Annotated in this window: 14 protein-coding genes and 1 other annotated feature; of the genes, 10 read left to right on the top strand and 4 right to left on the bottom strand. The window is 42.6% G+C overall.

Going from position 1 to position 12,289, the window contains the following annotated elements:
- Positions 1–35: 35 nt before the first annotated feature.
- The 8 genes from trpB (ATE37_RS04655) to trpA all read left to right on the top strand — a co-directional run bounded on the left by trpB (ATE37_RS04655) (position 36) and on the right by trpA (position 8,073).
- Positions 36–1,214 (top strand): tryptophan synthase subunit beta, encoded by a 1,179-nt coding sequence (gene trpB / locus ATE37_RS04655; RefSeq protein WP_045592556.1) that lies wholly within the window; start codon positions 36–38, stop codon positions 1,212–1,214.
- Positions 1,211–1,436 (top strand) — a binding site (T-box leader). It overlaps the preceding gene by 4 nt.
- Before the next feature lie 377 nt (positions 1,437–1,813).
- The gene (trpE, locus tag ATE37_RS04650) at positions 1,814–3,175 is read left to right on the top strand and encodes an anthranilate synthase component I (protein ID WP_084868083.1); all 1,362 of its coding nucleotides are present in this window, start codon (positions 1,814–1,816) and stop codon (positions 3,173–3,175) included.
- Positions 3,172–3,738 carry an aminodeoxychorismate/anthranilate synthase component II gene (locus tag ATE37_RS04645; RefSeq protein WP_084868082.1) on the top strand — a complete coding sequence of 189 codons (567 nt, stop codon included), beginning with the start codon at positions 3,172–3,174 and terminating at the stop codon, positions 3,736–3,738. Before trpE ends, ATE37_RS04645 begins: the two co-directional genes overlap by 4 nt.
- Positions 3,739–3,748: 10 nt before the next feature.
- Positions 3,749–4,753, top strand: coding sequence for an anthranilate phosphoribosyltransferase (gene trpD / locus ATE37_RS04640; protein WP_084868080.1), 1,005 nt, complete (start codon positions 3,749–3,751; stop codon positions 4,751–4,753).
- Positions 4,750–5,517: an indole-3-glycerol phosphate synthase TrpC gene (gene trpC / locus ATE37_RS04635; RefSeq protein ID WP_084868078.1), complete on the top strand. Its 768-nt coding sequence runs from the start codon at positions 4,750–4,752 to the stop codon at positions 5,515–5,517. The genes trpD and trpC overlap by 4 nt, the downstream gene beginning before the upstream one ends.
- Entirely contained in the window at positions 5,504–6,103 is a 600-nt protein-coding gene (locus tag ATE37_RS04630) for a phosphoribosylanthranilate isomerase (RefSeq protein ID WP_084868077.1), read from the top strand. Before trpC ends, ATE37_RS04630 begins: the two co-directional genes overlap by 14 nt.
- The gene (gene trpB, locus ATE37_RS04625; RefSeq protein WP_084868075.1) at positions 6,081–7,304 is read left to right on the top strand and encodes a tryptophan synthase subunit beta; all 1,224 of its coding nucleotides are present in this window, start codon (positions 6,081–6,083) and stop codon (positions 7,302–7,304) included. The genes ATE37_RS04630 and trpB (ATE37_RS04625) overlap by 23 nt, the downstream gene beginning before the upstream one ends.
- Positions 7,297–8,073 (top strand): tryptophan synthase subunit alpha, encoded by a 777-nt coding sequence (gene trpA, locus ATE37_RS04620; protein WP_084868073.1) that lies wholly within the window; start codon positions 7,297–7,299, stop codon positions 8,071–8,073. The genes trpB (ATE37_RS04625) and trpA overlap by 8 nt, the downstream gene beginning before the upstream one ends.
- Here trpA and ATE37_RS04615 read toward each other — a convergent pair.
- Positions 8,045–8,704: a prepilin peptidase gene (locus ATE37_RS04615; protein ID WP_084868071.1), complete on the bottom strand. Its 660-nt coding sequence runs from the start codon at positions 8,702–8,704 to the stop codon at positions 8,045–8,047. The genes trpA and ATE37_RS04615 overlap by 29 nt on opposite strands.
- A 69-nt stretch (positions 8,705–8,773) precedes the next feature.
- On the opposite strand from ATE37_RS04615, the gene ATE37_RS04610 reads away from it, so the two are divergent.
- Both ATE37_RS04610 and ATE37_RS04605 read left to right on the top strand, forming a co-directional pair.
- Complete coding sequence (locus tag ATE37_RS04610; RefSeq protein ID WP_084868069.1) at positions 8,774–9,229, top strand: GNAT family N-acetyltransferase; 456 nt, start codon at positions 8,774–8,776, stop codon at positions 9,227–9,229.
- A 79-nt stretch (positions 9,230–9,308) separates the two neighbouring features.
- On the top strand, positions 9,309–10,568 hold the full coding sequence (locus tag ATE37_RS04605) for a S41 family peptidase (RefSeq protein ID WP_084868068.1): 1,260 nt from the start codon (positions 9,309–9,311) through the stop codon (positions 10,566–10,568).
- 474 nt (positions 10,569–11,042) lie between these two features.
- Here ATE37_RS04605 and ATE37_RS04600 read toward each other — a convergent pair whose 3' ends face one another.
- The 3 genes from ATE37_RS04600 to ATE37_RS10850 are packed head-to-tail and all read right to left on the bottom strand — an operon-like array spanning position 11,043 to position 12,021.
- The gene (locus ATE37_RS04600; RefSeq protein ID WP_084868066.1) at positions 11,043–11,444 is read right to left on the bottom strand and encodes a GNAT family N-acetyltransferase; all 402 of its coding nucleotides are present in this window, start codon (positions 11,442–11,444) and stop codon (positions 11,043–11,045) included.
- Positions 11,445–11,487: 43 nt separating this feature from the next.
- Positions 11,488–11,697 carry a hypothetical protein gene (locus tag ATE37_RS10855; protein WP_241502097.1) on the bottom strand — a complete coding sequence of 70 codons (210 nt, stop codon included), beginning with the start codon at positions 11,695–11,697 and terminating at the stop codon, positions 11,488–11,490.
- 33 nt (positions 11,698–11,730) lie between these two features.
- A complete protein-coding gene (locus ATE37_RS10850) occupies positions 11,731–12,021 on the bottom strand; it encodes a hypothetical protein (RefSeq protein ID WP_241502096.1) in 291 nt (96 codons plus the stop codon).
- Between the last annotated feature and the right edge of the window lie 268 nt (positions 12,022–12,289).

Raw genomic sequence — 12,289 nt, 5'->3', positions numbered from 1 at the left:
ATATCTTGAAATCAATACTGAAAGAGGAAAAATTTATGACAACTAAAGGTTATTTTGGACAATTTGGTGGTAGTTTTGTACCGGAGCCGATTCAGGCTTTGTTGGATGAGTTAGAAGTGACATTTGATAAATACAAGGATGATCCAGAATTTTTGGCAGAATTTCGCCATTACTTGAAGGATTACTCAGGTCGCGAAACACCACTCTATTTTGCGGAAAGTTTGACAGACCACCTAGGTGGCGCTAAGATTTATCTCAAGCGCGAAGATCTTAATCACCTTGGTTCTCACAAGCTCAACAACGTTTTAGGACAAATCCTTCTTGCCAAACGTATGGGCAAAAAACGAGTGATCGCAGAAACAGGAGCTGGTCAGCACGGTGTTGCGACAGCAGCAGCTGCGGCCAAGTTTGGTATGGCCTGTGATGTCTACATGGGGGCAGAAGATGTGGAGCGTCAACGTCTCAATGTTTTCCGTATGGAGATGATGGGAGCGACCGTTCATGCAGTTGAAACGGGGACCCGAACTCTTAAGGATGCGGTTGATGCAGCCTTTGGAGCATGGATGAATGACCTTGAAGCTTTCTACGTTTTGGGATCTGCTGTAGGCCCTCATCCTTATCCTACCATTGTTCATGAATTCCAAAAGGTCATCAGTGAAGAATCTCGCCGTCAAATCTTGGAAAAAGAAGGCCGTTTACCAGACTACGTCATTGCCTGTGTAGGTGGTGGTTCCAATGCCATCGGTGCTTTTTCACAGTATGTGGCTGATGAAGAAGTCAAATTGGTTGGGGTCGAAGCTGCCGGTCACGGACTTGACACAGACAAGCACGCAGCCACTATGACAAAAGGTAGTGTCGGAATTGTCGACGGTATGAAGACTTATGCAGTCTTTAAGGAAGATGGAGAGCTAGCGCCAGTTTACTCTATCTCAGCTGGTTTGGACTATCCAGGGGTTGGCCCAGAACACGCCTACTTTAAAGATTCAGGTCGCGTGGAATACGTAGCAGCGACAGATGAAGAAGCTGTTCAAGCCTTGCTCCTTCTCAGCAAGACTGAAGGGATTATCCCAGCGATCGAAAGTTCGCACGCGATCGCAGAAGCGGTAAAACGTGCACCGAAACTAAGTAAAGATGAGATTATCATCATCAATGTCTCTGGTCGTGGAGACAAGGACGTAGCTGCGATTGCAGACTACCTAGAAGCTAAAAAATAAGAGATGGAAAAATTATAGTACTTTCTTTCCCAGAGAGCTTGTGGTTGCTGGAAACAAGCAGAGAAAGCTGTAAGATTGGGTCCATCTGAAACGAGAGAAGAAAACATAATTCTCAAGGGAGTGCCCTTTATCGCACAGCCTGTTACAGGAGGTATCTGAGACAGGAATGAGAGATAGGAGAAATCCTATAATTGAGGTGGCACCGCGAATTTCGTCCTCACGCAAGTTATTTTGCGTGGGGATTTTTATATATTTATCGTAGATATGGTCACCAGTTTTAAACTATACTTCATCAATAGATAGATTTCTATAAAATATTTGTGAACGAAGTGAGCATTGAACCGCTATTTCCCGCCATAGTGGTATTCTAGAGAAGCAAAGATGCTTCTCTAGAACGGAATTTTTGAGAGTAAAATAGTTCGGGGAACTATTTTAGCCTGAGCCTAGAAATGAATGAGCGAGGAGCTCGAAAATTAGGTCTTTCATTTCATGGTTTTCTAAAATCATCCACTGGATAATTTTACCTCCCGTCCGCACTATTTAAGGGAAATAGAAAAAAGACCAAAAATTAAAAATAAGAAACTGAAAGGGAAATTACAATGGAACGGATCATTCATGGAGATGTCTTATCCCCAATCTTGGCTTATATGCGCCTAAAGGGGCAACACAAGGTTATCTTAGAAAGTATTCCGAGAGACAAGGAAACCGCTCGTTTTTCTATCCTAGCCTATAATCCAGTTTTTGAGATTCAGTTTGAAAATGGAGTCCTTTATCAAAATGGTCAAGTGATTGATCGGGATCCCTTGGATTTCCTTTATGAAGTGACTCATAAGAGCCAGCACCATTCAGACCTCCCTTTTGGTGGGGGAGCTATTGGATTTGTCGGTTACGATATGATTTCGCTCTATGAAGAAATCGGTCAAATCCCTGAGGATACGATTGGGACGCCAGACATGCATTTCTTTGTCTATGAGAGCTATATGGTTTTTGACCACAAGAAGGAAAAAATCCATGTCATCGAGGATGCTCTCTATAGTGATCGCAGTCAAGAAGATTTGGAAGAAGCCTTGAAGCAAGTGCTTGAGGAATTACGCATCCCTGCTCCAAATGAATTTGAAGACTTGGATTTATCTCCGCTGGACTTCAAACCGCATATCGCTCCTCAGAAGTTTGAGCAAATGGTGGAAACAGCTCGTGACTTGATTCGTAATGGTGATATGTTCCAATGCGTACTTAGCCAGCGCTTCTCAGCAGAAGTTACTGGAAATCCATTTGACTTCTACAGAAATCTCCGCGTGACCAATCCATCAAATTACCTCTATTTCTATGATTTTGGGGATTATCAAATCATCGGTGCTAGTCCTGAAAGTTTGGTTTCTGTCAAAAATGGCATTGTGACAACCAATCCGATTGCGGGAACGCGACCAAGAGGAGCTACGGATGAAGAGGACAAGGCCTTGGCGACAGACCTCCTGTCCGATGAGAAGGAAACAGCAGAACATCGGATGTTAGTAGACTTGGGACGTAATGATATCGGTCGCATCTCTGAAACGGCAAGTGTTCAAGTCACCAAGTATATGGAAGTGGAGCTTTTCCGCTATGTCATGCATTTGACCAGCGTGGTGAAAGGGCGTTTGCTTCCCGAACTCACTGCCATGGATGCCTTAAAAGCTACACTTCCAGCTGGAACAGTTTCAGGAGCACCAAAGATTCGGGCCATGAGACGCATCTATGAACTGGAAACAGAAAAACGTGGCCTATACGCAGGAGCAATCGGCTACTTGTCTGCGACGGGTGATATGGATTTCGCCATTGCCATCCGAACTATGATTCTTAAAAATCAAACAGCCTATGTGCAGGCTGGGGCAGGGATTGTCTACGACTCCATCGCCCAAAACGAATACCAAGAAACCATTAACAAAGCAAAATCTATGACTAGAATTGGAGAACTAAGACCATGATTTTATTGATTGACAACTATGATTCTTTTACCTATAACTTGGCACAGTACATCGGGAATTTTGCAGAAGTGCAGGTCTTGAGAAATGATGATCCCAAGCTATATGAAGAAGCTGAAAAAGCAGATGGTCTGGTTTTTTCTCCCGGTCCAGGTTGGCCAGTTGATGCTGGAAAGATGGAAGACATGATTCGTGATTTTGCTGGGAAGAAGCCAATTCTAGGGATTTGTTTGGGTCACCAAGCTATCGCAGAAGTCTTTGGAGGTCAGTTAGGCTTGGCTCCCAAAGTCATGCATGGGAAACAGAGCCATATCAGCTTTGAAGCGGCATCTGTTCTCTATCAAGGCATCGAGGATGGTCGTCCAGTCATGCGTTATCACAGTATTTTAATTGAAGAGATGCCAGAAGAGTTTGAAGTGACAGCTCGCTCGACAGATGACCAAGCTATTATGGGGATTCAACACAAAACCTTGCCGATTTATGGCTTGCAGTATCATCCAGAAAGTATTGGAACGCCAGATGGCCTATCTTCTATTCAGAATTTTATCGAGAAAGTTGTAAAGTGAGGAACACAAAATGAAAGAAATTATTGAAAAATTAGCCAACTTTGAAGATTTATCAAGTGTTGAAATGACAGATGTTATCGAACGCATCGTGACAGGGCGAGTGACAGAAGCACAAATTGCTTCACTACTTTTAGCTCTTAAGATGAAGGGAGAAACACCTGAAGAAAGAACAGCCCTCGCTCAAGTCATGAGAGGACATGCTCAACACATTCCAACAAATATTCAAGATGCTATGGATAACTGTGGTACAGGTGGAGATAAGTCATTTAGCTTTAATATCTCAACAACTGCAGCCTTTGTCTTGGCAGGTGGAGGAATCCACATGGCCAAACATGGAAATCGCTCTATCTCCTCAAAATCTGGGTCAGCAGATGTCTTACAAGCTTTGGGAATCAATATTGACCTTAAACCAACACAACTGGGTAAGGTATTTGATCAAACAGGAATCGTCTTTCTCTTTGCAAAAAATATGCACCCAGCTATGAAATACATCATGCCAGCACGTTTGGAATTGGGAATTCCAACAATCATGAACTTGACTGGTCCACTGATTCACCCAATGGCTTTGGAAACACAGCTTCTTGGTATTAGTCGTCCAGAACTGCTAGAAAGTACCGCTCAGGTTTTGAAAAATATGGGTCGCAAACGTGCCGTCGTGGTTGCTGGACCAGAAGGGCTAGATGAAGCTGGCTTGAACGGAACAACCAAGATTGCTCTTCTTGAAAATGGCGAAATCACCTTGTCAAGTTTCACTCCAGAAGATTTGGGGATGGAACGCTACGCTATCGAAGATATTCGTGGAGGGAATGCTCAGGAAAATGCAGAAATTTTGCTCAGCGTTCTTCAAAACCAACCAAGTCCATTCTTGGAAACGACAGTTTTAAATGCTGGTCTTGGTTTCTATGCCAATGGTAAGGTAGCTAGTATCAAGGAAGGAGTTGCCTTGGCTCGTCAAGTGATTGCTAGTGGCAAGGCCCTTGAAAAACTCAGACTGTTACAGGAGTACCAAAAATGAGTCAGGAATTTTTAGCACGAATTTTAGAGCAGAAGGCTCATGAAGTCGAGCAGATGAAGCTGGAGGAAATCCAGCCCTTGCGCCAGACCTATCGCTTGGCAGCATTTTTGAAGAATCACCAGGACCGTTTGCAGGTAATCGCTGAAGTCAAGAAAGCTAGCCCTAGTCTGGGAGATATCAATCTCGATGTGGATATTGTGCAACAGGCCCAGACTTATGAAGCGAACGGCGCAGTGATGATTTCGGTTTTGACAGATGAAGTTTTTTTTAAAGGGCATTTGGATTATCTACGAGAGATCTCCAGTCAGGTAAACATTCCAACGCTCAACAAGGACTTTATCATCGATGAAAAGCAAATCATCCGTGCTCGCAATGCCGGTGCAACAGTTATCCTGCTCATCGTTGCAGCCTTGTCAGAAGAACGCCTCAAGGAACTGTATGACTACGCGACAGAGCTTGGTCTGGAAGTCCTGGTAGAGACTCACAATCTAGCTGAACTAGAGGTGGCCCACAGACTGGGTGCTGAGATTATTGGAGTTAACAACCGCAACTTGACAACCTTTGAAGTCGACTTGCAAACCAGTGTAGACTTGGCCCAGCACTTTAAGAAAGATCACTATTACATTTCTGAATCTGCTATTTTCACAGGGCAGGATGCGGAACGAGTAGCACCATACTTTAACGGAATTTTGGTGGGAACAGCGCTCATGCAGTCAGAAGATGTAGCTCAAAGAATCAAGGAGTTGCAGATTGACAAAGGTTAAAATTTGTGGACTATCGACAAAAGAAGCGGTAGAAACAGCCGTATCAGCAGGGGCCGACTACATCGGTTTTATCTTCGCACCCAGTAAAAGACAGGTGACCTTGGATCAGGCTGTTGAGCTGGCAAAGCTCATTCCTGTGAACGTTAAAAAGGTTGGTGTATTTGTTTCACCAAGTCGAGCTCAACTGTTAGAAGCGATTGAAAAAGTTGGCTTGGACTTGGTACAGATTCACGGTCAGGTGGCGGATGATTTGTTTGAGGATTTGCCTTGTGCCAGCATTCAGGCTGTGCAGGTGGATGGAGATGGTCATGTGCCCAATTCTCGGGCAGACTTTCTACTCTTTGATGCTCCTGTAGCTGGGAGTGGCCAGACCTTTGACTGGGGTCAACTAGATACGACAAGACTTGCTCAGCCCTTCTTTATTGCAGGTGGCCTTAATGAAGATAATGTAGTAAAAGCAATTCAACACTTTACTCCCTATGCAGTAGATGTATCAAGCGGAGTGGAGACAGATGGACAAAAAGATCATGAAAAGATTAGAAGATTTATAGAGAGGGTAAAGCATGGCATATCAAGAACCAAATAAAGATGGATTTTACGGAAAATTCGGTGGACGTTTCGTCCCAGAAACATTGATGACAGCAGTTTTGGAGTTGGAGAAGGCCTACCGTGAAAGTCAGGCAGACCCAAGTTTCCAAGAGGAATTAAATCAGCTCTTGCGCCAGTATGTAGGGCGTGAAACTCCCCTTTACTATGCAAAAAACTTGACCCAGTATATCAGCGGAGCCAAGATTTACCTCAAACGGGAAGATCTCAACCATACAGGGGCCCACAAGATTAACAATGCCTTGGGACAAGTTTTACTGGCTAAACGCATGGGCAAGAAGAAAATTATCGCTGAGACAGGTGCTGGTCAACATGGTGTAGCAACTGCAACAGCTGCATCCCTCTTCAACATGGAATGTACCATCTACATGGGTGAGGAAGATGTTAAACGCCAAGCCCTTAATGTCTTCCGTATGGAGCTTTTGGGAGCAAAGGTTGAGGCCGTGACAGATGGTTCGCGCGTGCTCAAAGATGCGGTCAATGCAGCCCTTCGTTCATGGGTGGCAAATATCGATGATACCCACTATATCCTTGGTTCTGCCTTGGGACCTCATCCATTCCCAGAAATCGTTCGTGACTTCCAAAGTGTTATTGGTCGAGAGGCTAAACAACAGTACCGTGACTTGACAGGACAAGATCTGCCAGATGCCCTAGTAGCTTGTGTTGGTGGTGGTTCTAATGCTATCGGTCTCTTCCATCCATTTGTAGAAGATGAGTCAGTAGCTATGTATGGGGCTGAAGCAGCAGGACTTGGTGTGGATACAGAGCACCACGCAGCGACTTTGACCAAGGGTCGTCCAGGTGTTCTTCACGGTTCCCTCATGGATGTGCTCCAAGATGCGCATGGTCAAATTCTTGAAGCCTTCTCTATCTCAGCAGGTTTGGACTATCCTGGTATCGGTCCAGAACATTCTCACTACCACGATATCAAACGTGCCAGCTATGTTCCTGTGACTGACGAGGAAGCCTTGGAAGGATTCCAACTCTTGTCTCGTGTGGAAGGGATTATCCCAGCCTTGGAATCTAGCCATGCTATCGCTTTTGCAGTGAAATTGGCCAAAGAACTTGGTCCAGACAAGTCTATGATTGTCTGCCTATCTGGACGTGGGGACAAGGATGTGGTTCAAGTAAAGGACCGCTTGGAAGCAGATGCAGCAAAGAAGGGAGAAGCTCATGTCTAAGACACTAACAGAAAAATTGAATGCTATCAAAGCAGCTGGAAAAGGAATTTTCGTTCCCTATATCATGGCTGGAGACCACGAGAAAGGTTTGGATGGACTAGGAGAAACAATCCACTTTTTAGAAGATTTGGGTGTTTCTGCCATCGAAGTGGGCATTCCCTTTTCAGACCCAGTTGCAGATGGACCTGTGATCGAAGAAGCAGGCTTGCGCAGTCTAGCTCGCGGGACTTCTACCCAGACTTTGGTTGAAACCTTGAAAACCATTCAGACTGAGGTGCCACTTGTCATCATGACCTACTTTAACCCCCTCTTTCAGTACGGTGTGGAGAAATTTGTCAAAGATCTGACAGATACAGCCGTTAAGGGATTGATTATCCCAGACCTGCCTCATGAACATGCCAACTTTGTGGAGCCTTTTTTGGCAGACACAGATATCGCTTTAATTCCCCTAGTTAGTTTGACGACAGGGATTGAGCGTCAGAAAGAGTTGATCAAGGGAGCGGAAGGCTTTGTCTATGCCGTTGCCATCAATGGGGTGACAGGAAAATCAGGCAATTACCGTGCAGACTTGGACAAGCACTTGGCACAATTGCATCAAGTGGCCGATATCCCAGTTTTGACAGGTTTTGGCGTATCTAGTCAGGATGATGTGGAACGCTTCAATGCGGTGTCAGATGGCGTTATCGTCGGTTCGAAAATTGTAAAAGCTCTCCACCAAGGAGAGCCGATTGAGGACTTTATCAAACAAGCAGTAGCTTACCAAAAATAATCACACAAGTAGCAAGTAAGAGGAAAGGCACAAAAGGAAGTCTTTCCTTTTTCTTTTGCAGGAGAAAAGCTAGGATCCCCGTCGCAGAAGCAAACTGAATCAAGATCAGTAATTCGGTCACACTAAAGACGAGCGCACAAGAAGCCAGAAAGAGAAAATCCCCTGCGCCCATGCGGATATCAATAAAATGAGCCATGATTGTGAGGGCAAGGAAGAAGAACATGACCAGATTCCAACCAGTGCAGGCCATGAGGATTAGGTGAAAAGTCATCCAGACTAGCAAGGGATATTCCTGATGGCGAAAGTCGTAGATGCCCAAGGTCAAACCGGCAGTTATCAGGATGACTTGACCCAAGGAAATCCACCCCCAAGACCAAGCTAGAAAGAGGAGTCCTAAGCCTAGTTCAAAGAGGGCATACCAGAATGGATAGCGAATCTTGCAGTAGCGACAGCGAAAGCTACCAATTACTTGAGAGATAATCGGAATCAAATCTAGCGGACGCAAGCGAGCCTGACAGGAATCGCAGTGACTAGCTGGTCGGATAATGGATTGCTCAGGGAAACGGTCAATGACCAAACCCAAGAAAGAAGCGAGAATGCTCCCGACAAGAAAAAAATAAAGATCAATCATACTTATCTATTCGTAAAAAATAAGAGAAGTAGTATAATAAAGAAACATAGATAAGATGGTGAGGTCAAGATGACAATTCGTTTTGAAGAAAATATGAGCACAGAAAATGCTCAGCACGTATGCCAATGGTCCAACTCCCTTGGCAAAGCTTTTCAAGAACAATGGATGGGAACAATGATTCCTTTTCCCTTGACAATTCCAGTCTTGCAAGATTTGGAAGGAATCTTTTCAATCTTTGATGGACAAGAGTTTGTGGGGCTTATCCAGAAAATCAGGCTAGAAGACAGGAATCTTCATATCGGGAGATTTTTTATCAACCCCCAGAAACAGGGGCAGGGCTTAGGTAGCCAGGCTTTAAGGAAATTTGTTAGTTTGGCCTTTAAAAATGAAGACATAGATACTATTTCTCTAAATGTCTACGAGGCAAATCAAACAGCTTACAATCTTTACCAAAAAGAAGGATTTGAAATCGTTCAAATGGTTGAAACACCTATACGAAAATACATCATGAAAAAGGGTAGATAGCAGATTAACTTTGTAGTAAAAATTCCTTTTTCGCTGTGAAGAAGGCTATACTATTTTAAAGGTAGAAGGAACGGCTCGTATGAAAAAAACGGATATTTTTAAAGACATTGTTTGGATTATGACACATGATTCATCTACAGTAAAAAATCGCAAAGGGTGCAACCCTCAGCCTTTTCTAGAAAAGATTACAGATGATATGACTGAGCAAGAATTTCTCTATCAAGTCAGGACTTATCTTGCTAGTTTTGGGATTATTGGGCATGTTTCTTTTCATGATAAAAAATCAGGTCCGAAGGGTTTTCTTTTGAGGATAAGTGAGCAGGAAATGTTTGTCGAGGAAGCAAACCAAGATACAGGCCTCCAAGTGGGGGATCGAATCCTCAGTCTGGACGGGATGAGTTTGGAGCAAGTAGCTTTGCAACACCCAAATTACTTTATTAGTCTGACTCCAGAAAGACGATACCGAGAATGGGCAGATTTGCTACTGATGGCAGAGCGAGTGACCGTCTTGCGAGATGGGCAGGAGATGTCTATTACAGTTCGTGCTAGCCAGCAAGCTCAAAAAGCTCAGATCTTTTGGAAAGAGTTGGAGTCAGATATCCTCTATCTACGCTTAGATAATTTTATGGATGAAGAAGCGATTAGCCGTTTATACCAAGAGTGCTTGCAGAAGATTACTGAGACAGAAACTCTTATTATAGATGTCCGTTACAACAATGGGGGCACGGATTCTTTGTATTTTCCGCTCTTACATCTTGGCTTGGAGGAAGGGAAAGGCTATGACACTCTTGATTTACAGGATGATGGAATGGAAATTCTCTATACAGAAGGAAATGTCGATCGACGCTTAAAAGACTTTGAAATATGGCTTCAACAAGAAACTATCAGTCCTGATACGGTGAAACTGCTTGAAGATTTTCGTAATAACTTACTCCAAAATCGAGGGAAAGGCTATGTTCGGTATCAGGATGATCAGGACGAGCTTTTTCCAGGTGTTAAGGGTGGTCACTATCCAGAGCAAATTTTTGTTTTGTCGGATATTTATTGTGCATCATCAGGAGATAATTTTGTCAAGATGATGAAGAATTTTAAGAAAGTAACAGTTATCGGCCGTCCAACGCTTGGTATTTTAGACTACTCAAATTGTTGCAAGGTAGATTATGATGATTACTTTTTGATGTTCCCAACTTCTCGCTGGTTGGCTATAGATAAAGGCAAGGGGATGACGGACAAAGGTGTTCTTCCTGATATAGAAATCCCTTGGACTCCTGCACATTTTGAACGAGATGTAGATCTAGATAAATGTCTGAAGTTGATTGAGATGAAGAGGAAATATTAGATTGTTTAAATAAAAGACTTAGTTCTGTATGAAATAGAGCTAAGTCTTTTGCTTTCGATCTGCTTGTAATTGAGTAAAATGATTGTATCACTGAGGGGTAAAAGAACTTTTTTACACACAAAATATATCTTGAGCATCCGTTGATGGAATAAAAGTAGGGAGGACACAAAAAAAGCCTTGAAACCAAGGCTTTTCCTGTTGTTTTTAGATGCCCCCTGCAGGGATTTGGAAAGGACCTTCATATTGAGAGTAATTAAAAATATTGAAATATAAGTGATTTTAGGGAAACACTTTTAGGTATTTTCAATGTCACGATTTAAAAATGGGGCAAAAGTGGGGCAATAAATGAATGTAAAATATGGGCAAGCTTCTTTATTAGATTACTTCAAAAAAGCAAAAGAGCCATCAACTAGAAATAGCTGCTGGCTCTATTTTTGTATTTGTTGTTCCGTATTTGTTCCGTGAAATTCACGTCTATTTTTCTCGAATCATGCCCACTCGTTTTTCGTCAAGATAGGAAAAATGATGCTTACGATAGAGCTTATCTGCAGGAACTTTAGCTAGTAAAGTGATAAAACTACTCTCATGTGTGTTTTCATCAAACCACTGATCAATCATTTCCATAATTCTATTTGCGATACCCCGTCTTTGGAACTTTTTATCTACCATAATATCGGATACGACAAAAGTGACACCGCCATCGCCAACAATTCTTCCTAGACCAATGAGTTCATCATCTTCATAAACAGAGACTAAGAAAAGAGTTCCTTCAAGTGCCTTTTTAACTTCAGAATGGGGTTTAGTGCTATTCATTCCAGCGTTTACTCTCAATTGATTATAAGCTTCAACGCTAGGGATTTTATGAGTAAATTCCATAAAACGATTCCTCCAATAACTTTTTGTTTTTTATTTGTTACAATCACAACTCTTCGTAATCAGGATGGTCTTTGATATAGACTGCTGCGTAAATGGCATCTACTAAAACGGCTGGGAAATCGAAGGCCATTAAAGCGCCAGAGAAAAAGCCGAAAATCATTTGTATGTAGTCTGTAATTACGGCAATGACCAATAGAATAAAGCCCAGGATTTTAGCAATATTGAAAAGAAGTTCTTTCTTGATACTATTCACCTCATACATTTCCCATCGATTGGTCTTCCAAATTTACCCTTGATTTTGAGGGAGGTAATACCCTGCGTAAATGACGGTCATCACCACAAATAAAATCACTATTGGAATGACATAAAATAACGTCAACTTGGACTCGTAGAGCTTTAAGGCGCTGAAAGGTGTTTTATCATCGGTAACCATCAGTAGGAAGATAAAGGTAAAGGTGAGTATGACGGTCCAAACGACTAAGGCTACTAGAATATAAGTTAGAGACTTAAAGCGATTGATTAAAGGTGTAAAAAGTCCAAAGAGAAGGCTAACGATATTAATGATCGTCGCACTCAAGAATAGGACCTTAATAATCCCTATAGGGTCATTATACCCAGCAACAAAATATAGAAATGCAGTAAATGGAAGCATAAGCCAAGGGAAGAATTTAATGTACCCTAGACTCACCTCATTCGTGATTAATGGACCATGGTACCGGTCGACAGCTTGATTGCTTCTTTATTTTTTTGATTTCTTTTGTTTTCCAGAACCGTGCATGGGTTGATGATATTCTTTCTTTTTTAGTAAAAACTTTAACATTCTGTTTTCTTTCAAAAACTTGGAT

Source organism: Streptococcus oralis subsp. tigurinus, from assembly GCF_002093575.1.
Classification (GTDB): domain Bacteria; phylum Bacillota; class Bacilli; order Lactobacillales; family Streptococcaceae; genus Streptococcus; species Streptococcus oralis_CH.
The sequence above is the reverse complement of the archived record's forward strand: the minus strand, read 5'-3'. Positions and strand labels throughout refer to the sequence as shown.

Bases quoted from the DNA above. Each gene is read 5' to 3' on its own strand.
- trpB (WP_045592556.1), top strand. From the start codon at position 36: ATGACAACTAAAGGTTATTTTGGACAATTTGGTGGTAGTTTTGTACCG.
- trpE (WP_084868083.1), top strand. From the start codon at position 1,814: ATGGAACGGATCATTCATGGAGATGTCTTATCCCCAATCTTGGCTTAT.
- ATE37_RS04645 (WP_084868082.1), top strand. From the start codon at position 3,172: ATGATTTTATTGATTGACAACTATGATTCTTTTACCTATAACTTGGCA.
- trpD (WP_084868080.1), top strand. From the start codon at position 3,749: ATGAAAGAAATTATTGAAAAATTAGCCAACTTTGAAGATTTATCAAGT.
- trpC (WP_084868078.1), top strand. From the start codon at position 4,750: ATGAGTCAGGAATTTTTAGCACGAATTTTAGAGCAGAAGGCTCATGAA.
- trpB (WP_084868075.1), top strand. From the start codon at position 6,081: ATGGCATATCAAGAACCAAATAAAGATGGATTTTACGGAAAATTCGGT.
- trpA (WP_084868073.1), top strand. From the start codon at position 7,297: ATGTCTAAGACACTAACAGAAAAATTGAATGCTATCAAAGCAGCTGGA.
- ATE37_RS04615 (WP_084868071.1), bottom strand. From the start codon at position 8,704: ATGATTGATCTTTATTTTTTTCTTGTCGGGAGCATTCTCGCTTCTTTC.
- ATE37_RS04610 (WP_084868069.1), top strand. From the start codon at position 8,774: ATGACAATTCGTTTTGAAGAAAATATGAGCACAGAAAATGCTCAGCAC.
- ATE37_RS04605 (WP_084868068.1), top strand. From the start codon at position 9,309: ATGAAAAAAACGGATATTTTTAAAGACATTGTTTGGATTATGACACAT.
- ATE37_RS04600 (WP_084868066.1), bottom strand. From the start codon at position 11,444: ATGGAATTTACTCATAAAATCCCTAGCGTTGAAGCTTATAATCAATTG.